The organism is Bacillus sp. AK124 (genome assembly GCF_053903085.1).
This window is the reverse complement of the sequence record NZ_CP096378.1, coordinates 3,761,869-3,785,485: the sequence shown is the minus strand read 5'-3', so window position 1 is coordinate 3,785,485 and position 23,617 is coordinate 3,761,869. Positions and strand designations below refer to the sequence as shown.

The window sequence follows — 23,617 nt, the reverse complement described above, 5'->3', positions numbered from 1 at the left end:
GACATTGTGGAAAAGTAACAGTGGAGACGATACAAAGGAGGGAACTTAAAATGGATCAGCAGCAATTGAAGAACAAAGTGCTCGACATTCTCGATCATCATAAAATCGGTTCGCTTGCAACGGTCGAAAGCGGCAAACCTCATTCCCGCTACATGACCTTTTTCCACGACGGGCTGACGCTTTATACACCGACAAGCGATGAGACGCACAAGGCAGAAGAAATTGATAACAATCCGAACGTCCACGTGCTGTTGGGTTATAACGGCGAAGGATTAGGCGATGCATACCTTGAAATCACAGGTACGGCAAAGCTCAACCATTCAAAAGATTTAAAGGACAAAATCTGGGATGAAAAGCTTGAGCGCTGGTTTGACGGAAAAGACGATCCGAACTTGACCGTGCTTGAGATTGAGCCTTCGGAAATCAGACTGATGAATGAAGGTGAAAGCACCCCGGTCACGCTGGATCTGTAGCGCGCTGTGCTTAACAGTTTGTCATCAAGGACGAACTGTAGTATAATAAAAAACAGGAACACGCAAAAGAGCAAATAAATGGAAAGTAGACTTCTTTTTTCTTTCTTAGAAGATACTGATTTCTTCCTCTGACCCGCCCCTAACAGGATAGAGGGAAAAAAGACTTTTTGTTTCACAATTCACACTGGCGCGGCTTCGGAGCCGCAAGGACGAATGAGAGGTAGGGCTTTCGTTGTCTTGTATCAGAAATTCCATGGTGTTTACTTTCAACTCGGAACGATAGATGCTGATCTTTTACGAAATTCAAATGACCGCCTTTGGCAGCGGATAAATTATTTGCTCGAATAAATATGATAATTGAGACCGCTTCGGCTTTTGCCGGGGCGGTTTTTGATTTGCCGAAACGTTTGCGTTTTGAAAACAGTCTTACCTATAGACTGGAGGAAGAGAAATGGACTTTTTAACATCTAAGGTACTATTGATTTTTTGTTTTCTGTTGCTGATCCATTCCATCGAAACGCTCGCATACGCCGCTCGTCTGTCAGGCGCGAGAGTCGGATTTATCGCATCGGCGCTGTCATTATTTAATGTGATGGTCATCGTCTCAAGAATGTCAAACATGGTTCAGCAGCCTGTGACGGGGAAGCTTGTCGATGTTGCGGGTGCGGACGCACTTTCCCTCGTCGGCAGCCAATTTCGGTTTTTAATCTTTGGTTCAACCGTCGGTACAATTTTCGGAATGCTGCTTCTGCCGACGTTTGTCGCCGTATTTTCGAGAGCGATTGTTCATTTGGCAGGGGAAAACGGCTCCGTTTTGCAAGTGTTTCGCAAGGCGTTCTCAAAAAATATCTTCAAGCATGCCAAGCATTATGCGAGAAGACCGAGTCTGGAATATGTGAAAGACTTTCGGTTCTGCTACATACCGAAGCGGCTGTTTGTCTTGAACATGGCCATCACGGCGATTTATACAATCGGCGTTCTTGCCGCTCTTTATGCGGGCGTCCTCGTGCCCGAAAGGCATACGACCGCGGTGATGGCTTCCGGCCTTGTCAACGGGGTGGCGACGATGCTGCTGGCGCTGTTTGTCGATCCGAAGGTTTCGGTACTTGCAGATGACGTAGCAAAAGGGAGGCGGAGCTACACCTATTTGAAATGGGCTTCGATCACGATGGCAACATCGAGGGTGGCCGGGACGATTTTTGCCCAAGTTCTGTTTATCCCGGCTTCTTACTATATCGCATGGATGACGAAGTGGATGTAGTCGATTTTTGACGAAAAGATCAAAATTCGATCATTTTTCTTTCAAAATGAAACAAATGAAAATAAAAGATTATCTTTTTCGACACGATTAGACGGCTTGATCTTTCTTTTATTAATTGCCCGCTGTTTGATCCTGTGATAGTCTTATGTGTGGCGGTGATAAAAGTGGAGAGGGTTAGAGTAAGAGTAAGAAAACCGAAAAGAAAAAGGCGAAAAATCATAAAGCGCCTGTTTACCTTAATGTTGCTGGTTATCATAGCAGCAGCGGGTTATACCTACTTTGAATACAAAAAAGGCTTATCCGAATCTGACGGGGATTTTAAAGAAGACGGTCAGTTTGAATTTAACGGGGAAGGCTCTGATCTTGATGAAGTGAACATCCTCGTTCTAGGGATCGATTCAAGAGGGGAAGACCATTCAAGGTCTGACTCGATGATGGTGATCCATTATAATAAAAAGCAGAAACAGCCTAAATTGATTTCGATTATGAGGGACAGCTATGTCGACATACCGGGATATGACAAGCAAAAAGTCAATGCGGCTTATGCATACGGAGGCCCGGAACTCGTCAGAAAAACATTAAAAGAATCCTTTGATTTGGACATTAACTATTATGCCATCATCGATTTTAAAGGTTTTGCCAAAATCGTTGATGCGGTGGCGCCTGACGGCATCGAAGTCGACGTTCCGAAAAAAATGTCGTACGGAATCGGCATGACACTGCAGCCGGGAAAACAAATTCTTCACGGTGATAGGCTGCTGGGCTATGTCCGGTTCAGGCATGACAGAGAAAGCGATTTTGGACGGGTCAGAAGACAGCAGGAAATCTTTTCAGAGCTTCAAAAAGAAGCGATGAGCATCGGAAATATCGCCCAGCTTCCGAAGCTGTGGGGGCTCGTCGATCCGTATATTGAAACAAACATTCCGAACGGCGTCATCTTCTCCCTCGGCAAAGACTTTTTGCTCGGAAGCGTAAAAGAAACCAAAAGCTTCAGGCTCCCGGTTGACGGATCATTCACGAACAAAGACGATCCAACATACGGGGCGGTCCTCGATTTAGACCTTGAACAAAACAAGGAAGAGCTGAAACGCTTTTTAAATGAGTGATCAAAAAAACCGCCGGGTTTCCCGGCGGTTTTTACTGATCATATTTTTTTAGTCCCCGGTCATAAAGGAAATTGCCGAACGGAACAAATGCGGCCACAAGACCGGCAGCCGGCCATTTCACAGACCACCTCAGCACAAAAGTCGCATACAACAGAACAAACAAATACAAAATAAACAATCCGCCGTGAAGCGATCCGACAATCGTAACGGCCATCGGATAATCCGCCCAATATTTAAGCGGCATGGCGATAAACAGCAGGATTAAAAGCGACATGCCTTCAATAAAACCCATCAACCGAAGGCGGCCAATCGGCGTTTGCAGCATAGTATACCTCCTGTGGAGTGATAGTCTACCTTTATACTATAAACCAAAAGGGGACAAATATGACAGGTTTTTTCTCCGTTGGATTTATGCGTCTGCCGGAAGCTTCATTAAAGCGCCGAAATATTGCTGAGCAGTCGTAAAACAAATAAATGCGGTCAATTCCGTTATTTCTTCTTCTGAAAACACTTCTTTTAAAACATCAAACTGCCTGTCTGACACGCGCTCCCTCTGCGCCAAAAAGACCTCTGCAAACCCCATTGCAAAGCTCGTTTTCTGCTGATTCGGGATCTCGGGTTTCCCCTTTGCCTTGCAATATTCGCATCCGTTTCCCTGAGCCAGCACGCGGCGCACCTGCTCCTTTAGTTCCTTTGATAAAAAGCCGTCTCCTGACAGCTCCTCAGCTAAAGCCGTCCAGTTTGACATCAGGCTTTCGGAGTGTCCGAGCAGCCGCTGAAACGGCGTCTCTCCTCTGTCTGAAAAATTGATTCTTGTCATATGATGATCACCTCTTCATAATCATATATAAGCAGAAGTGAAAAATGAATTTCGAACGAAAGAATTTTCATGATAATATTAAAATGATGAAATAGAATGAAGGGAATAAAGTTACATATGAAAATTGATGACCTCGATTTTAAAATCATAGCCGAATTAAAGAAAGACAGCCGTTTATCGATGCGGGAGCTGGGCAGGAAGATCAGCCTTTCCGCGCCGTCTGTGACCGAAAGAGTCAGGCGGCTCGAATCGTTCGGCGTCATTAAAAAATATACGCTTGACATCGATTACCAAAAGGTCGGCCTTCCCGTATCCTGCATCATTGAAGCAACGGTGAAAAACGGGGAATACGAAAGGTTTAAAGCGTATATCGAACGCCTCCCGAATATTGAATTCTGCTACCGGATCGCGGGAGCCGCCTGCTATATGCTGAAAATCAATGCAGAGAGCCTGACGCAGATCGAAGCGTTTATCAATGAAACATCACCATATGCCCAAACCGTGACACACGTCATTTTTTCTGAAATTGAAATAAAGGAATCATGAACATTAGAGCTGCATCTGTATGATCTGTTATAATAAAAGGATGCATGAACAAGAAAGTGATGTGATGGACTTGTCTAAAACAGTCGTTTTAGCAGAAAAACCTTCAGTCGGCCGTGACTTGGCCCGCGTGCTGAAGTGTCATAAAAAAGGAAACGGATATCTTGAAGGCGACCGCTATATCGTGACATGGGCGCTCGGCCATCTGGTCACATTGGCGGACCCTGAAGGATACGGAAAGGAATTCCAGTCTTGGCGGCTTGAAGATCTGCCAATCATCCCCGAGCCTTTAAAGCTCGTCGTCATTAAAAAGACCGGAAAGCAGTTTCAGGCGGTTAAATCGCAGCTGATCAGAAAAGACGTCAAAGACATCGTCATAGCAACCGATGCCGGCCGGGAAGGCGAGCTTGTCGCCCGCTGGATCATCGAAAAAGCAAAGATTACGAAGCCATTGAAGCGCCTGTGGATTTCATCGGTCACAGACAAAGCGATTAAAGACGGATTTAAAAACTTAAAGAACGGCAAAGACTTTGAAAACCTTTACCATTCAGCCGTGGCTCGAGCTGAAGCCGATTGGATCGTCGGCATCAACGCGACGAGGGCGCTGACAACGAAATTCAACGCCCAGCTTTCCTGCGGACGCGTACAGACGCCGACATTGGCGATGATCGCGAAAAGAGAGGAAGATATCAAGAACTTTAAACCCGTCCCTTATTTCGGCTTGCGTGCAGCGGTTGACGGTATGACGCTGACGTGGCAGGACAAGAAAACGAAGCAGACTCGCACTTTCAACGCGTCTGTGACGTCACAGCTTGCAGGAGCGCTGCAAGGCAAACCGGCCGCTATCGTCGACTTGAAAAAAACGGCGAAAAAAAGCTTTGCCCCCGGACTTTATGATCTGACCGAGCTGCAGAGGGACGCCCATAAACGCTATGGATTTTCCGCAAAAGAAACGCTGTCCGTTTTGCAGAAGCTCTATGAGCAGCATAAGCTCGTCACCTATCCGCGGACGGACTCAAGATTTCTTTCTAATGACATCGTCCCTACCCTGAAAGACCGTTTGGAAGGCATGCAGGTGAAGCCTTATGCTCAGCATGTGACCCGGATCTTAAAGCATGGCGTTAAAGTCAATAAAAGCTTTGTTAACGATGCGAAAGTATCCGATCACCACGCGATTATTCCGACGGAAGAGCCGCTTGCGCTCGGCGCGTTAAGCGAAAAGGAAAGAAAGCTTTACGATTTGATCGCGAAGCGCTTTCTCGCCGTTTTAATGCCGCCGTTTGAATATGAAGAAACTAAAGTGTTCGCCGAAATCGGTGGAGAAACCTTTACGGCAAAAGGGAAAACCGTTCAGTCGCAAGGCTGGAAAGCGGTGTACGATTTCGCAGACGAAGATGATGACGAGGAAGAAAAGGATCAAACCCTTCCTAAACTCGCAAAAGGCGACACGCTGTCCGTCCGGTCTTTGACAGAGACGAAGGGTGAAACAAAACCGCCGGCGCGGTTTAATGAAGGAACATTGCTGTCTGCGATGGAAAATCCGGCCGCATTTATGCAGGGAGAAGAAAAAAAACTTGTGAAAACTCTCGGAGAGACGGGCGGACTCGGGACGGTGGCAACACGCGCCGACATTATCGAAAAGCTGTTCAACACATTCCTGATCGAGAAAAAAGGAAAAGATATCTATATCACCTCAAAAGGAAAACAGCTCCTTGAGCTTGTTCCGTCAGATTTAAAATCTCCTGCCCTCACCGCTGAATGGGAGCAGAAGCTGTCAGGCATTGCGAAAGGAAAACTGAAATCCTCCGCCTTTATCAAAGAAATGAAGGAGTACGCAAAGCAGACGATCAGAGAAATCAAAAGCAGCAATCAAACGTTTAAGCACGACAATATCACAGGGACCCATTGCCCTGACTGCGGAAAACTGATGCTGAAAGTAAACGGCAAACGCGGCACAATGCTCGTCTGCCAGGACAGGGAGTGCGGCCACCGCAAAACAGTCGCCAAACAGACGAACGCCCGCTGCCCGAACTGCCATAAGCGCATGGAACTGCGAGGACACGGAGAAGGCCAGACATTCGCCTGCGTCTGCGGCCACAGAGAAAAACTCTCCGTTTTCGAAAAGCGCAGGGCAAAAGACAAAAATTCAAAAGCATCAAAACGCGATGTACACTCCTACATGAAAAAGCAAAACAAAGATGAGCCAATCAACAACGCGCTCGCCGAACAGCTGAAGAAGCTGAAGCTTGATCAATAATCATCAAACAGCCTGCCGGAAACGGCAGGCTGTTTTAATGTGACCAAATATCACAAAACTAGCGAACTTGTCAGTGGAAAAGTCGCGAATCTACACGATATTTTTATACTTCTATTTATCCCGGAAAGCTGTTCAAAGGAATCAGTTGTTTATAAAATTCAATTAACCGGGGGATTGGTTTGGCTGTGCTTTCCCTGGTGCGATTGGACCTTCAAAGATACTAGTACAGAGATCTTGGTAATGGGCTATTTCAGATCCAAATACCTCTCGGGATTTACGCATCAGTTCGGTGAATACGGACTGATCCCTCACCGATTCATTCAACGATGCAACTGCTTCAGCCAGTGCAGCACGAGCCGTCATTGCTTGGTGGTTCACGGATTGGACGTCCCAATACACATCCGGTGTTCCAGAACTAATCCGTGCCAGTAGCGCAAGCATAGTTGCATGCGGAGGGGGTGCAAGAGAACCAAGTTTTGCAATGTCAACATCTAATTCTGCAAGCGCCAATCCAAAGGTGAGTATCGCTGCATGAGTGAGTGCCTGCAAAGCCGCGGCCAATTGATCATGCTCCTCAGCTTCTAATAGCACCGGACGACCTTTCCAATCTAAAATCATCTGAATCAAATGACTTCCTTTAGGCCCATCGTTTTGAACGATGACAGCTACCGGTCTACCCACGATACTAAGGCTGGGAGCAAACATAGGGTTAAGACCTATGCTTTCGAAAGGCAAACCCAAAGCGTGTATTTTGTTAAATATGGGTGATTGTACAGAAAGAGTGTGCGCCAAGAGAGAATCAGGCTTCATTAACGCCCCGACAACTTTTACTGCTTGAAGAGCCGCGGTCTCTGGTAAAGCGAGCATCACCATGTCGGCCTTTTGGATCTTATCTTTGGCCTGTGGAGTCGGAACCGTAATGTCACATTTCATGAATTGTCGACGAACGGAAGGAGGATTCATATCGATAATACATACTTCAACACCCGATTCTTCAAGAAGGTCTGCAAACATCCCGCCAACGCCGCCGGCTCCTCCCGCAATCACACACTGCCTTATTTCCTGACTCATCTTGAACCTCCCACTGCAGAGACTTCCGCTGCTGCGATAGCTGAGACCATAGCTCGCGCTTTAACCTGAGTTTCTTTGAATTCCTCTTCTGGATCTGACAATGCTACGATCGCTCCTCCGACACCAAAAGTCGCCTTGTCACCGGTCACAACAACTGTGCGGATAACAATACTAAGATCCGCAGCTCCACTCAGTCCAAACCAGCCGAGGCTGCCAGAGTAGACACCTCGGGGGCCCTTCTCGAGTCGGTCTATGATTTCCATCGTCCGAATTTTCGGAGCACCGGTCATCGAACCGCCTGGAAAAGCAGCGCGGACGCAATCAACCGTTGATTTGTCCGGACGTATAGTGCCGCGAATCGTCGAGATCAACTGGTGAACTGGTGCATATGTTTCTACATCGAACAGCTTAGGTACATGAACAGATCCTATTTCACAAACAGTGTTAAGGTCATTTCTGACTAAGTCAACGATCATTAAGTTCTCTGCGAGATCTTTTTCATCACTTAGCAACTCATTTCGTAATTGGTGATCTTCAGCAGAAGTCCTGCCTCTCATCCGGGTACCCTTGATCGGTTTGGACTCAACGATACGATCAGCACCGATTGAGAGGAACCGTTCCGGAGAGGCACTTAGTACTGCTGCATCCGCAAAGTTTAAAAATGCCCCATAGGGAACCGGACTGATTCTTCTTAGGTGCGTATACGTAATCCAAGGATCTATAGGGGTATAAACAGTTGCTGAATTAGTCAAACATATCTCATAGGATTCACCATTGCGGATTTCTTCTAAGCAATTGTTGATCAGTTGAAGATAAGAGGGCCGGTTATGCCGAAATTCGATTGGGATATTGTGGTCCGGCACGGATGTAAGGATTGAATCCTTGTCCGAATCGTTTGCTGCAGCAGGAATGTCATTCAAGATTCGCTCTGCCGTATTTAGCCAGTTGAGTGCTTGCTTATCCTCATCCCCAGTCGAAAGACACAACAGATAGGCTTCCTGTTCAAGATGATCAAAAACAAGCATGCGGTCAACGAAAAGCAGGGCTGCATCAGGAATCTCAGATTGATACCGGCTGCTCCCGCAAGTTTCAGCTTTTAGCTCATAGCCAATGTAGCCCACATAGCCGAGATTGAAGTCAAAGGGAAGGCCTTCCGGAGTAGATGTTGCCCGACGGCGGATTTGCTCATCAAGATAATCATAAAATGACTGTTGAATGAACTCCGTCTCTTGACCCGAACGTTGTACTTTTACAACACCTTCTGCTACTCTATAGGTCAAATATTCAGCATTCTCTCCCGCACCATCGCCAAGATAGGAAAATCGTGACAAGCCTTCGATGACACTGCTGCTGTCAAGCCAGAATCCATGAGGTGCATCAGCAAATAGTGTCTGGTAACTTAACTGAGCGTCAGGAAATCCCGATAATTTTCGAAAATGGATCCGGTAGAAATCGCTTTTAGAATGGGAAGGCTCCTTTAATTTGGGAGACGGTCTTGATCGTTCAGTGCGCTTCGGAGTCAGGTCTCTAAAGTTGGCAAGCAACTCGCGCCCATAATGACTGCAGATTGACTCGGGGTGGAATTGCACACCCCAAATCGGCAGATTGCGGTGTCGAAGCCCCATAATCAACTCATCTTTTGTCCACGCAATTGCTTCCACATCATCACCCAGATCAGTAACGATAAGGGAGTGATAGCGTACGACAGAGAACTCAGGAGGAAGCCCGTCAAAGATATCAACCCCTGAATGGTGAATGACTGATGTTCGTCCATGCATAGGCTCAGAAGCGTGGTTCACCTTCCCGCCAAACAAATGAGCTATGCCTTGATGTCCAAGACAGACTCCGAGGACTGGCAGCTTAGCTTCTTGAATAATAGTTGCATTAATACCAAAGTCCTCAACCCGTTCCGGTCGACCGGGGCCTGGGGAGATCACGATGTTGTCAATCTCATCAATCGGCACTTGTGACCAGTCCACATCATTACGGACAACTATTGGCGGTCGGCCATTTACTTCGCCGATCAATTGATAGAGGTTGTAAGTAAATGAATCATAGTTGTCAATTAGAAGTGTTTGTATCCCTGCCCCCATTAAACAATTCCTCCCTTTTTCTTTTTTGGCCGGCCAGGCTTGAAGAAATGTCCTGTCTCCGATTTTCTGAATGGTCAATTACGATATCCTCAACCCTGCACGTTTCAGAAATAATGAGCTCATAAAGGTTACGCAAAAACTCTTGACTTAAACCATTCTCGTCAGCGTATCGAGCTGCCCGTTCCTGGACAAAGTTAATTCGGTGCGGCTGCATCATCGGAATATTATACTCGCGTTTGTATAATCCAATCTTAATGCAGCATTCTAAACGTTCTTTCAATGTATCCAACAGTTGTTCATCAATACGATCAAGTTTTACACGCAGGCCCTCAAGCCCCTTTTCTATTTCTGATAACATGTAAATGCCTCCAATTCTAAATTCTTTTGATAAAAGAGAGGGACTTTACCTTGACGATCCGCGCCTCTCCTTTTCACCCGAAACTTAGACTATGAAGTATACGGTTAATAAGATAAGAAGATTTGAGTGTTTCGACTATAGTTTCAGTGAAATTACCTTCAGATCGCAACAACCGAATCTCGAAGACAGATGGCTTCCACAGCACTTGAAACTGATAATCTGCAGCATTATGAATACCTAACGTGCCGAGGAGACTTAACAAGCGGATTGAAATTGTCGTGGTATCTGCATTAATAGAATAGACCAGCTTGTCCTTCTAAAATGGAGTAACCTTGATACAATGCCGCATGACAGGTGGATTCACATACGTACGAGCACTGCTGACCCATCAGATCAGGATGATTGGATAAACAATCCAGTATCAAATGCTAAAAATTTTATAAAAGCAGATTATAATAGTTGCCGCCACGACCACCCCTGTGTTTGACGAAGGATTTAACAATCTTAACTTTCATCGATGCTATGCAAATTCGGTTTATTTCTGTTAAATTATAACTCTGAACCTAAATTATAACAATTTAAATATTAAAAAAAGTTTCAACACTTGTGTGAATGAACTGCGCCGCAATTGCTCTAAAGGATGAAGACCAAATGAAAAGGCATGAGTGCCATACAATTCCGGACTCATGCCAGTCTAACCGCTTCATGACATTTTATTGTCTAACTTCGCTGGGGCATATCAAAATGAGCGGCAGCCTTTTAGTAGATTTGATCATGTATACATGGAGTGGTGCTTAGGATAGGTGCCGCCGGATTTACCGGGCATGGCTTCAAGTTCAGCAGTGTGGCGGAGAGATCTTTATGCGAGATGAGCACCGCTGGGAACACAAAGCATGAAACAGCCGCTGTCTTGGTTTCCTTCACTTTCGTCAGCATGCCGGATCACGTTTCCCGGCAGCGAAAAAGTGGTATGGAAGAAACAAAGGAGGACGTGATATGGCAAACAAAACCGCAGGAAAAGTAGCTGCAGAACTGCTGAAGGAATGGAATATTGATCATGTTTACGGCATGCCGGGGGACAGCGTCAACGAATTTATCGATGAATTGCGGCATGAAGAAAACAGCCTCCGCTTCATTCAAGTACGCCATGAAGAAACCGCTGCTCTCGCTGCCGCAGCTGATGCGAAGCTGACAGGCAAAATCGGCGTCTGCCTTTCGATAGCGGGCCCGGGTGCCGTTCATCTGCTGAACGGATTGTATGACGCCAAAGCTGACGGGGCGCCTGTGCTGGCGATTACAGGGCAGGTGTCTTCAAATGAAATCGGAAGAGATTACTTTCAGGAGATCGGTCTTGAACGAATGTTTGAGGATGTGGCTGTCTTTAATCAGCAGGTTCATTCGGCCGAAGCCCTGCCTGACCTTTTAAATCAGGCGATCCGTACCGCCTACAGCCAAAAAGGGGTCGCCGTACTGAGCGTATCCGATGATCTGTTTGCGGAAAAGATTAAGCGGAAGCCGGTTTATACGTCTGCGCTTTATATTGAAGGCGATCTTCAACCGAAGCAAAGCCAGCTGATGCAGTGTGCACAATTGATTAATCATGCGAAAAAGCCGGTGATTTTAGCCGGAAAGGGAATGAAATCGGCAAGAGATGAGCTGCTCGAGTTTGCCGATAAAGCGGCCGCACCGATCATCGTTACGCTCCCCGGGAAAGGAGTCGTACCCGATCGGCACCCGCACATGCTCGGGAATCTCGGACACATCGGTACAAAACCCGCATATGAAGCGATGGAGGAAAGCGATCTGTTGATCATGCTGGGGACTTCTTTTCCGTACCGCGATTATCTTCCGGAAGATGCGCCGGCTATTCAGCTTGATAACAACCCGGCGAAAATCGGCAAACGGTATCCTGTCACCGCCGGCCTTGTCTGCGATGCGAAAAAAGGGCTTATGGAACTGACGAAAACCATTGAACGGAAATCGAACCGCGCATTTTTGGAAAGCTGTATACAACATATGAGGAAGTGGCGCTATGAAATTGAAAAAGACGAACAGGTGGCGACAGAACCGCTCAAGCCTCAGCAGGTGATTGCAAGGCTTGAGGACGCAGTCGCCGATGATGCGGTCCTGTCCGTTGACGTCGGAAATGTGACGGTTTGGACGGCGCGCCATTTTAATATGACCAATCAGGATTTTCTGATTTCAAGCTGGCTTGGCACGATGGGATGCGGTCTTCCAGGCGCGATTTCCGCAAAGCTTTCCAATCCGGAGCGCCAAGCTGTAGCCGTGTGCGGAGACGGCGGCTTCAGCATGTCCATGCACGATTTTCCGACTGCTGTCAAATATGACCTCCCCATTGTTGTCGTGATTTTAAATAATCAGAACTTGGGAATGATTCAATATGAACAGCAGGAAAAAGGGCATGTTAATTATGCAACAGCGCTCGAAAATGTCGATTATGCCAAGTTTGCCGAGGCCTGCGGCGGGAAGGGCTTCAGCGTGACAAAGCACGAAGAGCTCATTCCGGCTTTGAAAAATGCCTTTCAATCACAAAAGCCGTCGATTATCGATGTGGCCATAGCAGATGAACCGCCGCTTCCGGGAAAAATATCTTATACACAAGCTGTCAACTACAGCAAATATATGATCAAAAAACTGGTTGAGAAAAAAGAGCTCGACTTGCCGCCGCTGAAAAAAAGTTTGAAAAGGATTTTTTAGTATGATGCCAAGGGAGATCGTCCCTTGGCTTTATCATGTTCAGATGTTAAAATTTGATGGATAGTATTGGAATATCCGCGTTTTTTCTTTTTGCATCAAAACCCGTCTCAACACGATAAAAAGAGAGGGGATTGAAACGTGGGTTATTTTAAGAAAAGTACCTTCAGTACAGCTTTCATACTATCAGCCGGATTGCTGTTGATGTCAATCATTCCTCAGCACGCCTTCGCTCATGGTTTTGTCGAAAAACCAGGGAGCAGAGCGGCTCTGTGCAGTGAGGCTTACGGACTTCTCAATCTGAACTGCGGAAGCGTGATGTATGAGCCGCAAAGCCTGGAAGCGAAAAAAGGGTTTCCGCATGACGGCCCGGCAGACGGACAAATAGCATCTGCGGGCGGACTGTTCGGCGGGATTCTTGATCAGCAGTCGGAAAATCGCTGGTTTAAACATATCATGACCGGCGGGGAACACACCTTTACCTGGACATATACCGCCCCCCACAACACCAGCCAATGGCACTACTATATCACCAAAAAAGGCTGGGATCCTGACAAACCGCTAAAGCGTGCAGATTTCGAACGGATTGGAACCGTTCCGCATGATGGTTCCCCTGCATCCCGCCATTTATCTCACCAAATTTACATTCCAGAAGACCGCTCCGGGTATCATGTGATATTGGCCGTTTGGGATGTGGCTGATACTGAAAACGCTTTCTATCAGGTGATCGACGTTGATCTAGTGAACAAATAAAGCCCAGTCGTCTGAAAACCGATTTGTGAATCAGCGGGTTTTGGTGCAAACAGAGAAAATAAGTAATCAAAAACCCCGGCATGTTTTGGGAAAGCCGGGGTTTTTGGTATTCTTTATTTCTTTTTCTTCATGGCGGCAGCCATGAACGGCAGCAGGGTGCCGAACAGCATCGTGCCGCCGAAGAAATTCCCGAGGTAAGGCTGTCCGATCAGGTAACAGACGGCAAATACAGCCGCAGCAAGACCGATCATGATATAGCCTGGATAAAACCTTTTTTTAAAGCTTGTCCGCTGGGTCACCCGGAAAAATATCAACCCGATGACGAGCGGGACAATCCATAGGTAAAACAGTATAAATACTTTCATAATCAAAACTCCATATTTTTTTATCTATCATACCAGATTGCAGTATAAAATGCGTGTGACAAATCCCGGACTCATTTGCTGCGGGCGAGGTATTCCTCCTTCAGGAGCCCGTATACGAAATGGTCGGCGAAGTGGTCGTGGAGCCACTCGCATTGCCTGAGGCAGCCTTCTTTCGTGAAGCCGAGCCTTTCCGGAATAGCCTGGCTTTTTACGTTTTGAACAGCGGCTCTAATTTCAATTCTGTTTAAATCGTATTCGCTGAAAAGCGTGTCGATCAGCGCCCGGCAGGCATCAGTCATCAGCCCTTTTCCTTGAAAAGGCTCCCCCAGCCAATAGCCGATCGAAGTCGTACGGTTGATCCAATTAATATAATGGAGTCCGATGATTCCGGCAAAATTGCCTTGATGCCATATTCCCGCTTGAAACCCGTTGTTCGCAGCGGCCTGTTTCATGCATTCTTCGATAAAAGCTTCGGTATCCTCCAGCTGCTTTGTGCCGTCCACCCAAAACAGCCATTTCCGCAACACATCTTTAGACTGCTGGATCTGCATATAAACTGTTTTGGCATCTTTTGGTTCGAGCATTTTTAAATAAAGATCATCACGCACCATTAATTTAAACATCCAGAATCCCCCTTTTCTTCAGTATAATATAAAAAAGCCGACCAAGGTCGGCTTTAACCAGAAAATGTATCATAAATCAAGAAAATATTAAGGGCGACGATTAAGGCGGCGATCAGCCAAGAGAGGGCTGTTATCCACTTCGCATTTTTCAGGCTCCCCATAATGCGTTTATTGCTCGTAAATAAGATAAGCGGGATAAGGGCAAAGGCGATCCCGAATGACAGGACGACCTGGCTCAAGACAAGAGCGGTTGTCGGATTCACCCCTGAAGCAATAATAGCGATAGGCGGCAACATCGTAATGAACCGTCTTAAATAAAGCGGAATCCTGAAATTAATGAAGCCCTGCATGATAATATCTCCTGAAAGCGTTCCGACAGACGAACTTGATAAACCAGCGATTAACAGGCCGACGCCGAACAGTACGGCGGAAAGCGGACTGACCATGCTGCTGAAGTGGCTGAAGGCCACATCAAGGTCTTCGACAAAAATGCCGTTCTTATAAAACAGTGCAGCGGCGACGATCAGCATGCTCGCATTGATTGCTCCGGCAATCAGCATGGCGATTAAAATGTCGATGAACTCAAACCGGAATATCTTCTTCTTTTCCGCTTCCGTTTTTCCGATCACTCTCCGCTGGGTGAGAGCGGAATGGAGATAGATGGCATGCGGCATCACGGTCGCTCCCAAGATTCCCGCCGCCAGCAGGATGCTGTCTGCACCATCGAAGCGGGGAACAAACATGCCCTCCAAAACCGAACCGATATCAGGTTTTGCAAAAAAGGTTTGAAAGGCAAAAGCGATCACGACGATGAACAGCATTCCTGTTATCGCCGCTTCTAGCGGCCTGACGCCGCGCCTTTGCAGTTCCAAAATCGCGAAAGATCCGGCGGCTGCAATAATCGAGGCTTCAAGCATCGGTATGCCGAACAGCAAGTAGAGACCGAGAGCAGCTCCGATAAATTCAGCCAAGTCGGTCGCGATCACGACAAGCTCTCCCTGAATCCACAAGCCGATGGAGACCGGTTTAGGGAATTCTTCCCTGGCGACTTCGGGCAGATTTTTACCCGTTGCAATTCCGAGCTTGGCAGACAGCGACTGAATCAGCAAAGCCATAATATTTGAAAAAAGAATCACCCATAAAAGCAAGTAGCCGTATTTCGAACCAGCCGCGATATTTGTGGCGAAATTGCCGGGATCAATATAAGCTATAGCCGCGATAAACGCCGGACCCAAAAAAGGGAGCAGCCTTTTGAAGCCTTTGCTTTTTCCGTCCAGTGCATCTTGAGCTTCTTTTGATATTTGCGAGTGTTTGGACAAATCGTGACTGACCATTTGATTCACCTAGATTCTCAGTTGTTTTTCCTTGTACATAAAAGTTTCCTTAGTGCAAAAATTATATCATCATCATATGCCCGCGATGATCAATTGTCAACCATAAGATGTTATAGTATATGCGCGAACGGTTTCGCCCAAACAAAAAACCAGCACCGCTTTTGGGCGATGCTGGCCGGATATTATGCCTGAGAACCCATTCTCCCGCGGAAGATTAGGTTTAAAATGAAGACGAGAATTGCGGCTCCGATTATCGCTGGAAAGATGGCGAATCCCGCAATATCAGGCCCCCACGTTCCAAGCAGCCCGTGGCCGATCCAGGCTCCGATAAAGCCGACAACCATGGAGCCGATAATACCTCCTGGTGCACCGTGGCCTCCGATTGCGCCTCCTATTAAACCGATGACAATCGCTACGATTAAAGAAACGAGAAATCCTAACATTGTCTTTCCACCTCTTTCAATTGATTTATATTACATGTTTAGCCCGTCTCGGGCGTCTATAAACGCTTGAAAGCATATTGAGAAAGACGGCTGGCTATTCCTCGAGAAGCGAAGCGCCTGCGATGCCCGGATGCGTCATTTCATACGGATCCAAAATGAGATCCAATTCTTCCTCTGTCAAAACATCATGGAGCAAACACAGCTCGCGCACGGATTGTCCTGTGGCGATCGCTTCTTTTGCAATTCGTGCGGCAGCTTCATAGCCGAGGTGCGGATTGACGGCCGTAATCGTTCCTACGCTTTTTTCGACGAATTCTTTCAGCCTGATCTCATTCGCTTCAATCCCGGTGATGCAGTAATCGGTAAATACGCGAAATCCGTTGTTCATGATTTTAATCGACTGCAGCAAATTAAAGACGAGTACGGGCTCCATCACGTTTAACTCAAGCTGCCCCGCCTCTGATGCAAGGCAGATGGTATGATCGTTGCCGATCACCTGAAATGCGATCTGGTTCATCAGTTCAGGCATCACCGGATTCACCTTGCCGGGCATGATGGAGGAGCCGGGCTGGCGGGGGGGCAGCCGGATCTCGGCAAGCCCTGCCCTCGGGCCTGACGCCATTAAACGCAAATCGTTGGCGATTTTGGACATGTTCATCATGCCGACTTTCAATGCAGCCGATACTTCTGTGTAGGCATCCGTGTTTTGTGTGGCATCGACAAGATGGTCAGCGCCTTTCAGCTGATAGCCGCTGATATCTGATAGGTGTTCGACAACGCTTTGAATATATCTCGGATCAGCGTTTAAACCTGTGCCGACTGCGGTTGCTCCCATATTGACTTCATAGAGATGATGCTGAGACTGCTTGATCCGCTGAATATCGCGTTCGATGACCCGGGAATAGGCTTCGAATTCCTGACCGAGCCTGATCGGAACGGCATCCTGAAGATGAGTGCGGCCCATTTTGATAACGGAATCGAACTCCTCCGCTTTTTGGCGGAAGGCATCCAGCATATGTTCCATCGTCGATATAAGCTGTCTTAAGTGATTCAATGTGGCCAGATGAATGGCTGTCGGAAACACATCATTCGTTGATTGGGCCATATTGACATGTGTGTTCGGGCTTAAATGGAAGTAATCACCTTTTTCTTTTCCTAAAAGCTCCAAACCTCTGTTTGCGATAACTTCATTTGTATTCATATTCATTGAAGTGCCGGCGCCCCCTTGAATGGGGTCGACAATAAAATGATCGTGCCAGAGCCCTTCCGCTATTTCGCCGGCCGCTTTTACAATGACTTCGCCGAGCTCTTTATATAAACGTTTAATATCCATATTGGCGAGAGCCGCCGCTTTTTTGACCATTGCCAAAGCTTTAATCAGCTCTTCATCAATCCGGTAGCCTGTAATCGGAAAGTTCTCCACGGCCCTCATGGTTTGTACGCCGTAATAGGCGTCAGCCGGAACTTCTTTTTCGCCTAGAAAATCCTTTTCGATCCTGGTTGCTTTCGTATCCATGGCAAAACCTCCGTAGGTTGTTTCTTATGATGTATTGTGCCTCGATCGGCCGTGTTTTAATTTGCTTTTAAAAAAAGGAAAATCGTCTTCTGATTGGGGCTGTCAAGTAATAAAGAGCCTGTTTTCTCTAATAATATACGCTCATTTGCATGGCAAAAAAATTTAAAGGAAAGATATGCAGAAACAGACAAATGGTCATATAGTTATGTTTATGTATTATTAACTTAATTAAATTTCTTTACTTCATTTGTCTTTTTGTAGTAAATTTCCTTATATAAATTTTCGTATGAGAAAGGAAGAGCTGTGATGGGACATGTACTGATGATCAATTTCCCGGGGGAGGGGCACATCAATCCCTCTCTTGGCGTCACAAAGGAGCTGCAAAGACGAGGAGAAAGCATCGTCTATTATGCAGTTGAGGAATACGCTGAAAAAATTAAAAAAACAGGGGCGGAAGTCCGTTTATACCCGGATTTCAGAGAGGCTTTATCACCCGAAAAAGAAAGAGAAAAGATGGACTTTGCCGAGTTGGTATACAATATGTCAGGTAAAGTCGATGAGATCGTTCAGCTCATCTGCCAGGAAGTCAGGGACGAGTCTTATGATTATGTGATATATGACCATCACTTTTTGGCGGGGAAAATCATTGCTGAAATGCTTGGGCTGCCGAGCGTTTCGTTATGTACGACATTTGCAATGGACGAGACGTTCGCAAAAACGTTTACGCTGCAAGGCGACCTTGAAAGCTCGCCGTATTTTGAAAAATTGAAGCAATCCCTTGGCGAATTAAGTGAGCGGTACCCCGTCAGTCTCGACAAGCCGTTTGACGTATTCTCCTGTCCGGGGGACATTACGATTGTCTTTACCTCCAGGGAGTTTCAGCCTCATGCCGAGCGATTTGGAAATGACTATTTGTTTGTCGGGCCGTCGATTACGAGCAGACAGGATCCAGGCAGCTTCCCGTTCGCTGAGCTGGAGGGGGAAACCGTCATCGTGATCTCGATGGGCACGATCTTTAATCAGCAAAAAGAGCTGTATCATATGTGTATCGAAGCGTTGAAAGACTTTGACGGCAAGGTGGTTATGGCTGTTGGGAAATCAACGGACCCCGCGGATCTCGGCACCATACCGGATCATTTTATCGTGAGGCCGTATATCCCGCAATTGGAGGTTTTGAAAAAAGCCGATGTATTTGTCACCCACGGCGGCATGAACAGTACAAATGAAGGCCTGTATTTTGATACGCCGCTCATCGTCATTCCGATGGGTGCTGACCAGTTTTTCGTCGCAGCTCAGGTGGAACGGACAGGGGCCGGGATCAAGCTTGATAAAAATGAACTTTCTCCGGCTGTTTTACAAAAAACGATTAAAGATATGCTTGAAAACCGCTCCTATAAAGACGGAGCCGCCAAAATCGGCCGCTCGCTCCGCGATGCCGGCGGCTATCAAAAAGCAGCTGATGCTGTATTGGAGTTGGCGGGGAAAAAAGTAAGACGCTCCAAAAACGGAGCGCCCCGTTAATTCATCCTGATCTTCCGCTCCACACTGCCGTCTTTTTTATGGACGATGACGGCAGTGCCTTTGTTTTCGGCGATTTCTTTCGCCCGTTCGACGGCTTCTGCTTTTGTATCCTTTACTTCGCTGGCCCGCTTGGCGTCTTCGGCTTTGACTGCCCAGCCTTTTTCGTGTTTAATGACATGCTCGCACTTTTCCGCAAGCTCCGGCCTGCTGCTCGAACCGCTGTCACCGCGTACCGTTTCATCAGCTTCCCCCGCATAGGATTTGAGTTCGCTTTTGCTCCTGTTATCCGCCCATTCCTTCGCCTGACTCGTCGCGATCGGAATCGCCCGGCTTTCGTCGTATCCTTCGTCTACCATTGCATTCGCAATTTCAATGGCTTTCTTTTTTACCGGTTTGTCCAAATGCTTCAATGAAGCGGGATAGTCTTCCATTGACCATGGCATTTGATCATTCCTCCTTTTACATAAAGGTTTACCCTCCGGCTGCCGATCAAAAAACACGGATTCATAAAGTGAATCATTGTATACTATAAAAAAACACGATTGAGAGGGCGAACCTTCTGTGCGCAACGATAAAACAGATTTGGAAAACGAACTGAAAAAAATTGAAAAATGGGAAAAAGAACAGCAGAAAGCGTGGTTTTGGGAAAGGATCGGGCGGCTGCCGTTCAAGGTTCTGGACAAGCTTACACCGGCATTCATTCAAGATAAAATCGGTCTCTTGCTCGACGAAATCGGCGGCTTTATTCAAAACGGCGGCCAATATTTAACGTCCGAAAAACATCTGATCCGCCAGTTTCAAAAAAAGCTGCCGGATGAAACGATCGAAACGGTCGAAGATATTCAAAGGGCTCCTTTGGAAGTGATGGATCAAATGTGTGAAAACCTCGGAAAAAACAGGGCGAATACCGCGGCTGTCCAAGGAGCGACAACAGGTGTCGGCGGCTTATTCACGCTTGCCGTCGATATTCCCGCCATCCTCGGCCTTTCATTGAAGACATTACAGGACATCGCGGTGTCTTACGGCTACGATCCTAAAGAAAAAACGGAGCGGATGTTCATTATTAAATGCCTGCAGCTCAGCGCCGCTGATATTGTCGGGAAAAGGGCGATCATTCAGGAACTCAGCCGATACCATCTACAGTCAGGCTCACGGGAAAATATGATTTCGCAAATTCAAGGCTGGCGGGAGGTTGTTTATACATACCGCGATTCTTTCGGATGGAAAAAGCTGTTTCAAATGGTGCCCGTCGCAGGCATCCTCTTTGGCGCAATCTCAAACCGTTCAATGGTGAACGGCGTTGCCGAAACAGGAATGATGATGTATAAAAAACGGAGGATCATGGAAAGGCTTGCGGAGCTGGACGCCGCAGAAACAGAGTGATAAAAATGCTGCCGTTTCGATAACGGCAGCATTTTTCATGGAGTTACGCTTTTTCCGTAAAGCGAGGCAGTCTGAAGATAATCGCGCATATGCCGCAGACGCCGATCAAAATCGGATAAAAAGAATAAGGAAGAATGCTGACAGGCGATATTTTCGCGATTTGTGCAGCTGACAGCATTTGCGCGCCGTAAGGAATCAATCCTTGTACCACACAGGAAAAGATATCGAGGATGCTCGCCGATTTCCTATTGTCGATTCCGTACCGGTCGGATAAATCTTTTGCCAGCGGCCCCGCTGTAATAATGGCAATCGTATTGTTGGCCGTCGCCAGGTTTGCCGCACTGACAAGGCCGGCAATGCCCGCTTCCGCTCCTTTTTTTGAACGGATTCTCCGCGATACAAATTGAAGGAGAAATGCGATCCCGCCGTTTCGCTTCATCATTTCCGCCATTCCGCCAATCAGAAGCGATAAAATGATCAGTTCGGACATCCCGCCGATGCCTTCGGTGATCGCGGTTAAATACGTATGAAGCGTCAGGCTGCCGTCGGAAATACCGATTACTCCGGCTAACACGATGCCGCCGAAAATAACGGCCATAACATTAAATCCGAGAAGGGCGAATATCAGAACCCCGAGATACGGCAGCACCTTCACCCAGCTGTAAGTCCCGGCTTGTGCGGCAGGATGCCCTCCGGCTGAAAACACCATCAGCAGGATGACCGTGGCAACCGCGGCAGGCAGGACGATCAGGAAATTCGTTTTAAACTTGTCCGACATTTTCGTCTTTTGTGTGCGGACAGCGGCAATGGTCGTATCGGAAATAAATGATAAGTTATCACCGAACATCGCGCCCCCCACAACCGCAGCAACCGAATAGGCCGCCGGAACGCCGATTTCGGCGCTGATCCCTGCTGAGATCGGAGCGAGCGCAGCAATCGTTCCGGTTGACGTGCCCATCGACACAGAGATAAACGCAGCGATGATAAATAAACCGGCAACCATAAACTGCCCCGGTACAAACGAAAGCGCAAGATTAACGGTTGATTCGACGGCCCCCATCGCCTTTGCGGCTGATGAAAACGCGCCGGCCAAAATAAAGATCATCACCATGATCATAATATCGGGGTGTCCAGCGCCTTTCGCAAACCACTCCGTCTTTTGGCTGAGCTTCTCCTTACTGTTCATCGCCAGTGAGACAACCGATGCCGCAAGCGCCGCGGCCACGATTGGCAGGCTGTAAAAATCGCCTGTGATCAAGCCTGATCCAACGAATAAACAAACAAATAAAAACAGCGGCAAAAGCCCTGAAGCTTTTCCGTTTTGATTTTGCATGATGTACACCTCTTCTATAGGTTCAAACCGTTTTTTCACCAATATCCAACACTTTAAAAGGCGAACGCTCAAAAGTCAAATGGTAAAATAAGTTCGGGAGAAAATCAAATGAAAGAGGAGTGAAGCTGATGGATCGCAAAACGAGTCTTCTTGAATTGACAAAGGAAGTCACAGAAAAGCATGCCAATTTTTCCGTTTCGGAAGTGAACGACCATTGTATGCGAATTGCTGTTTTGGAGGGCGAATACGTATGGCATTTCCATCCCGGCTCAGATGAGCTGTTTATTGTTTTGGAAGGAGAGCTGTTGATCGACTTTCAGGACCGTCCCACAGAAGTCCTGAAAGCGAACGATTCCCTGCTGATTCCGAAAGGCGTCATTCACCGGACGCGCGCTGATGTAAGGTCGGTTAACCTTTGTATAGAAAAAACTAATGCGGAAACCGTCCCGTTCGCGGAAGGGAATGTGCTGAAGCTGATACGGTGCAAACCAGCCGGACAACAGCTTCATGCATTCAGCGAGGCGCAGGCCAAATGGGCTCCGCTGCAAAACGTCAGCGGATTCATCAGACAGTGGGGCGGATGGATGGAAACAGAAAACGGGCCGGAAGCCCTTGTCCTCGTGCTTTGGAAATCAAAGCGCGATTATTTGAACTTTATGGCCGATCATCATGATGCAATATATGAAAGAACGAATCAGAAAGGTACGTTCGAATCCATCAACATTACCCTGTTTGAAGAGCCTGCCGAGATATCTAAGACGCTGCAGAACAATACGCCGGCTCCGGTACCGGAATGGACGGTAAAAGGCAGCGGATGATTGCATGATTCCCGGACTCTTTCGTGAATGTGCTATTTGTGTTTACTCTTTTTGAAATGTGGAATGTAAAAACCATAACACTTCAAAAGGAGGAATCGAAAATGGCAAACAATAATGACAACAACAAAATGAGCAGGGAAGAAGCAGGCAGAAAAGGCGGAGAAAAAACAAGCCAAAACCATGATAAAGAATTCTACCAAGAGATCGGTCAAAAAGGCGGAGAAGCAACAAGCAAAAATCATGACAAAGAATTCTACCAGGAAATCGGCGAAAAAGGCGGGGAAGCCACAAGCCGTAATCATGACAAAGAATTCTACCAGGAAATCGGTGAAAAAGGCGGAGAAGCCACAAGCCGAAACCATGATAAAGAATTCTACCAGGAAATCGGTGAAAAGGGCGGAGAAGCCACAAGCAAAAACCATGACAAAGAATTCTACCAGGAGATCGGTCAAAAAGGCGGAGAAGCCACAAGCCGAAACCATGACAAGGAGTTCTATCAAGAAAACGGTGAAAAAGGCGGACGTCAAAGAAGAAGCGGTTAATGTACAGTGAAGAGAGGGGCTGACAAACAGTCCCTCTCAGCGTGTCGACAAACCCTCGCATTCGTTGTCAGGCCTGCGCGTCGGTGCTCACGAATTGCAACATTCGCTCCGCCCCAATGCTCGGCCTTCCTAGACTGCAAGGGTTGAGGGTCACGCTGAAAGGATTTTGTCAATAATCTGGAGGGGCTGAACATCAGCCCCTCCTTTTTTATGGAAGATGCCTGCCGCTGCCGCACGAGCGCTCATATTAAAATATTATTAATTATTGATCTTCTGAAGAGATTTCCGG

Annotated in this window: 22 protein-coding genes and 2 pseudogenes; 12 read left to right on the top strand and 12 right to left on the bottom strand. The window is 47.1% G+C overall.

Annotated elements, in window-relative coordinates:
- The first annotated feature begins 50 nt into the window (after window positions 1-50).
- The 3 genes from M1E06_RS19035 (at window position 51) to M1E06_RS19025 (ending at window position 2,840) form a co-directional block, all read left to right on the top strand.
- Complete coding sequence (locus M1E06_RS19035; RefSeq protein ID WP_023857899.1) at window positions 51-473, top strand: pyridoxamine 5'-phosphate oxidase family protein; 423 nt, start codon at window positions 51-53, stop codon at window positions 471-473.
- A 451-nt stretch (window positions 474-924) separates the two neighbouring features.
- On the top strand, window positions 925-1,734 hold the full coding sequence (locus M1E06_RS19030) for a lipid II flippase Amj family protein (protein ID WP_023857898.1): 810 nt from the start codon (window positions 925-927) through the stop codon (window positions 1,732-1,734).
- Between the two features lie 164 nt (window positions 1,735-1,898).
- Entirely contained in the window at window positions 1,899-2,840 is a 942-nt protein-coding gene (locus tag M1E06_RS19025; RefSeq protein ID WP_023857897.1) for an LCP family protein, read from the top strand.
- 31 nt (window positions 2,841-2,871) lie between these two features.
- Here M1E06_RS19025 and M1E06_RS19020 read toward each other — a convergent pair whose 3' ends face one another.
- Together M1E06_RS19020 and M1E06_RS19015 are read right to left on the bottom strand one after the other, a co-directional pair.
- Window positions 2,872-3,165 (bottom strand): DUF3817 domain-containing protein, encoded by a 294-nt coding sequence (locus tag M1E06_RS19020; RefSeq protein WP_020450222.1) that lies wholly within the window; start codon window positions 3,163-3,165, stop codon window positions 2,872-2,874.
- A gap of 84 nt (window positions 3,166-3,249) precedes the next feature.
- Window positions 3,250-3,660, bottom strand: coding sequence for a carboxymuconolactone decarboxylase family protein (locus tag M1E06_RS19015; protein ID WP_020450223.1), 411 nt, complete (start codon window positions 3,658-3,660; stop codon window positions 3,250-3,252).
- A 117-nt stretch (window positions 3,661-3,777) separates the two neighbouring features.
- On the opposite strand from M1E06_RS19015, the gene M1E06_RS19010 reads away from it, so the two are divergent.
- Both M1E06_RS19010 and M1E06_RS19005 read left to right on the top strand, forming a co-directional pair.
- Window positions 3,778-4,206, top strand: coding sequence for an Lrp/AsnC family transcriptional regulator (locus M1E06_RS19010; RefSeq protein ID WP_043926750.1), 429 nt, complete (start codon window positions 3,778-3,780; stop codon window positions 4,204-4,206).
- Window positions 4,207-4,276: 70 nt separating this feature from the next.
- Entirely contained in the window at window positions 4,277-6,460 is a 2,184-nt protein-coding gene (locus M1E06_RS19005; protein ID WP_149169522.1) for a DNA topoisomerase III, read from the top strand.
- A gap of 162 nt (window positions 6,461-6,622) precedes the next feature.
- Here the strand turns inward: M1E06_RS19005 and M1E06_RS19000 are convergent, their stop codons facing one another.
- Genes M1E06_RS19000 through M1E06_RS18990 form a run of 3 tightly spaced genes read right to left on the bottom strand, consistent with a single transcriptional unit; the run spans window position 6,623 to window position 9,982 of the window.
- On the bottom strand, window positions 6,623-7,531 hold the full coding sequence (locus M1E06_RS19000; protein WP_050820811.1) for a prephenate dehydrogenase dimerization domain-containing protein: 909 nt from the start codon (window positions 7,529-7,531) through the stop codon (window positions 6,623-6,625).
- Entirely contained in the window at window positions 7,528-9,624 is a 2,097-nt protein-coding gene (gene pabB, locus M1E06_RS18995) for an aminodeoxychorismate synthase component I (protein ID WP_216904322.1), read from the bottom strand. The genes M1E06_RS19000 and pabB overlap by 4 nt, the downstream gene beginning before the upstream one ends.
- Window positions 9,593-9,982 carry a chorismate mutase family protein gene (locus tag M1E06_RS18990; protein WP_025810086.1) on the bottom strand — a complete coding sequence of 130 codons (390 nt, stop codon included), beginning with the start codon at window positions 9,980-9,982 and terminating at the stop codon, window positions 9,593-9,595. The genes pabB and M1E06_RS18990 overlap by 32 nt, the downstream gene beginning before the upstream one ends.
- A gap of 996 nt (window positions 9,983-10,978) precedes the next feature.
- Between M1E06_RS18990 and M1E06_RS18985 the strand changes: the two genes are divergently transcribed.
- Together M1E06_RS18985 and M1E06_RS18980 are read left to right on the top strand one after the other, a co-directional pair.
- Window positions 10,979-12,700 carry a pyruvate oxidase gene (locus M1E06_RS18985; protein ID WP_020450230.1) on the top strand — a complete coding sequence of 574 codons (1,722 nt, stop codon included), beginning with the start codon at window positions 10,979-10,981 and terminating at the stop codon, window positions 12,698-12,700.
- 177 nt (window positions 12,701-12,877) lie between these two features.
- A pseudogene (locus M1E06_RS18980) lies at window positions 12,878-13,444 on the top strand (lytic polysaccharide monooxygenase auxiliary activity family 9 protein); the annotation flags it as partial.
- A 119-nt stretch (window positions 13,445-13,563) separates the two neighbouring features.
- Here the strand turns inward: M1E06_RS18980 and M1E06_RS18975 are convergent.
- From M1E06_RS18975 to aspA, 5 genes are all read right to left on the bottom strand, one after another.
- A complete protein-coding gene (locus tag M1E06_RS18975; protein ID WP_020450232.1) occupies window positions 13,564-13,815 on the bottom strand; it encodes a hypothetical protein in 252 nt (83 codons plus the stop codon).
- A gap of 71 nt (window positions 13,816-13,886) precedes the next feature.
- On the bottom strand, window positions 13,887-14,438 hold the full coding sequence (locus M1E06_RS18970; RefSeq protein ID WP_080131246.1) for a GNAT family N-acetyltransferase: 552 nt from the start codon (window positions 14,436-14,438) through the stop codon (window positions 13,887-13,889).
- Between the two features lie 53 nt (window positions 14,439-14,491).
- Window positions 14,492-15,772 (bottom strand): Nramp family divalent metal transporter, encoded by a 1,281-nt coding sequence (locus M1E06_RS18965; protein WP_080131247.1) that lies wholly within the window; start codon window positions 15,770-15,772, stop codon window positions 14,492-14,494.
- A 182-nt stretch (window positions 15,773-15,954) separates the two neighbouring features.
- Entirely contained in the window at window positions 15,955-16,215 is a 261-nt protein-coding gene (locus M1E06_RS18960; protein WP_020450235.1) for a GlsB/YeaQ/YmgE family stress response membrane protein, read from the bottom strand.
- A gap of 94 nt (window positions 16,216-16,309) precedes the next feature.
- The gene (gene aspA, locus M1E06_RS18955) at window positions 16,310-17,731 is read right to left on the bottom strand and encodes an aspartate ammonia-lyase (protein ID WP_080131248.1); all 1,422 of its coding nucleotides are present in this window, start codon (window positions 17,729-17,731) and stop codon (window positions 16,310-16,312) included.
- Between the two features lie 306 nt (window positions 17,732-18,037).
- On the opposite strand from aspA, the gene M1E06_RS18950 reads away from it, so the two are divergent.
- Entirely contained in the window at window positions 18,038-19,252 is a 1,215-nt protein-coding gene (locus M1E06_RS18950; protein WP_043054071.1) for a macrolide family glycosyltransferase, read from the top strand.
- Here the strand turns inward: M1E06_RS18950 and M1E06_RS18945 are convergent.
- Window positions 19,249-19,695, bottom strand: a complete 447-nt coding sequence (locus tag M1E06_RS18945; RefSeq protein WP_043054072.1) for a DUF2188 domain-containing protein — start codon at window positions 19,693-19,695, stop codon at window positions 19,249-19,251. The genes M1E06_RS18950 and M1E06_RS18945 overlap by 4 nt on opposite strands.
- Window positions 19,696-19,813: 118 nt before the next feature.
- On the opposite strand from M1E06_RS18945, the gene M1E06_RS18940 reads away from it, so the two are divergent.
- Entirely contained in the window at window positions 19,814-20,635 is an 822-nt protein-coding gene (locus M1E06_RS18940; RefSeq protein WP_023857886.1) for an EcsC family protein, read from the top strand.
- 43 nt (window positions 20,636-20,678) lie between these two features.
- Here M1E06_RS18940 and M1E06_RS18935 read toward each other — a convergent pair whose 3' ends face one another.
- Window positions 20,679-21,968 (bottom strand): Na+/H+ antiporter NhaC family protein, encoded by a 1,290-nt coding sequence (locus tag M1E06_RS18935; RefSeq protein ID WP_043054073.1) that lies wholly within the window; start codon window positions 21,966-21,968, stop codon window positions 20,679-20,681.
- Window positions 21,969-22,096: 128 nt separating this feature from the next.
- Here M1E06_RS18935 and M1E06_RS18930 point away from each other — a divergent pair.
- The 3 genes and pseudogenes from M1E06_RS18930 to gsiB all read left to right on the top strand — a co-directional run.
- Window positions 22,097-22,426: pseudogene (locus M1E06_RS18930) on the top strand (cupin domain-containing protein); the annotation flags it as partial.
- Between the two features lie 6 nt (window positions 22,427-22,432).
- On the top strand, window positions 22,433-22,786 hold the full coding sequence (locus M1E06_RS18925) for a YdbC family protein (RefSeq protein ID WP_306419670.1): 354 nt from the start codon (window positions 22,433-22,435) through the stop codon (window positions 22,784-22,786).
- A gap of 101 nt (window positions 22,787-22,887) precedes the next feature.
- Window positions 22,888-23,328 carry a glucose starvation-inducible protein GsiB gene (gsiB, locus tag M1E06_RS18920; protein WP_023857883.1) on the top strand — a complete coding sequence of 147 codons (441 nt, stop codon included), beginning with the start codon at window positions 22,888-22,890 and terminating at the stop codon, window positions 23,326-23,328.
- Window positions 23,329-23,617: the final 289 nt, after the last annotated feature.

Bases quoted from the DNA above. Each gene is read 5' to 3' on its own strand.
- M1E06_RS19030 (WP_023857898.1), top strand. From the start codon at position 925: ATGGACTTTTTAACATCTAAGGTACTATTGATTTTTTGTTTTCTGTTG.
- M1E06_RS18985 (WP_020450230.1), top strand. From the start codon at position 10,979: ATGGCAAACAAAACCGCAGGAAAAGTAGCTGCAGAACTGCTGAAGGAA.
- M1E06_RS18990 (WP_025810086.1), bottom strand. From the start codon at position 9,982: ATGTTATCAGAAATAGAAAAGGGGCTTGAGGGCCTGCGTGTAAAACTT.
- gsiB (WP_023857883.1), top strand. From the start codon at position 22,888: ATGGCAAACAATAATGACAACAACAAAATGAGCAGGGAAGAAGCAGGC.
- M1E06_RS18975 (WP_020450232.1), bottom strand. From the start codon at position 13,815: ATGAAAGTATTTATACTGTTTTACCTATGGATTGTCCCGCTCGTCATC.
- M1E06_RS18970 (WP_080131246.1), bottom strand. From the start codon at position 14,438: ATGTTTAAATTAATGGTGCGTGATGATCTTTATTTAAAAATGCTCGAA.
- M1E06_RS18965 (WP_080131247.1), bottom strand. From the start codon at position 15,772: ATGGTCAGTCACGATTTGTCCAAACACTCGCAAATATCAAAAGAAGCT.
- M1E06_RS19035 (WP_023857899.1), top strand. From the start codon at position 51: ATGGATCAGCAGCAATTGAAGAACAAAGTGCTCGACATTCTCGATCAT.
- pabB (WP_216904322.1), bottom strand. From the start codon at position 9,624: ATGGGGGCAGGGATACAAACACTTCTAATTGACAACTATGATTCATTT.
- M1E06_RS19010 (WP_043926750.1), top strand. From the start codon at position 3,778: ATGAAAATTGATGACCTCGATTTTAAAATCATAGCCGAATTAAAGAAA.
- M1E06_RS19015 (WP_020450223.1), bottom strand. From the start codon at position 3,660: ATGACAAGAATCAATTTTTCAGACAGAGGAGAGACGCCGTTTCAGCGG.
- M1E06_RS18960 (WP_020450235.1), bottom strand. From the start codon at position 16,215: ATGTTAGGATTTCTCGTTTCTTTAATCGTAGCGATTGTCATCGGTTTA.
- aspA (WP_080131248.1), bottom strand. From the start codon at position 17,731: ATGGATACGAAAGCAACCAGGATCGAAAAGGATTTTCTAGGCGAAAAA.
- M1E06_RS19020 (WP_020450222.1), bottom strand. From the start codon at position 3,165: ATGCTGCAAACGCCGATTGGCCGCCTTCGGTTGATGGGTTTTATTGAA.
- M1E06_RS18945 (WP_043054072.1), bottom strand. From the start codon at position 19,695: ATGCCATGGTCAATGGAAGACTATCCCGCTTCATTGAAGCATTTGGAC.
- M1E06_RS18950 (WP_043054071.1), top strand. From the start codon at position 18,038: ATGGGACATGTACTGATGATCAATTTCCCGGGGGAGGGGCACATCAAT.
- M1E06_RS18935 (WP_043054073.1), bottom strand. From the start codon at position 21,968: ATGCAAAATCAAAACGGAAAAGCTTCAGGGCTTTTGCCGCTGTTTTTA.
- M1E06_RS19000 (WP_050820811.1), bottom strand. From the start codon at position 7,531: ATGAGTCAGGAAATAAGGCAGTGTGTGATTGCGGGAGGAGCCGGCGGC.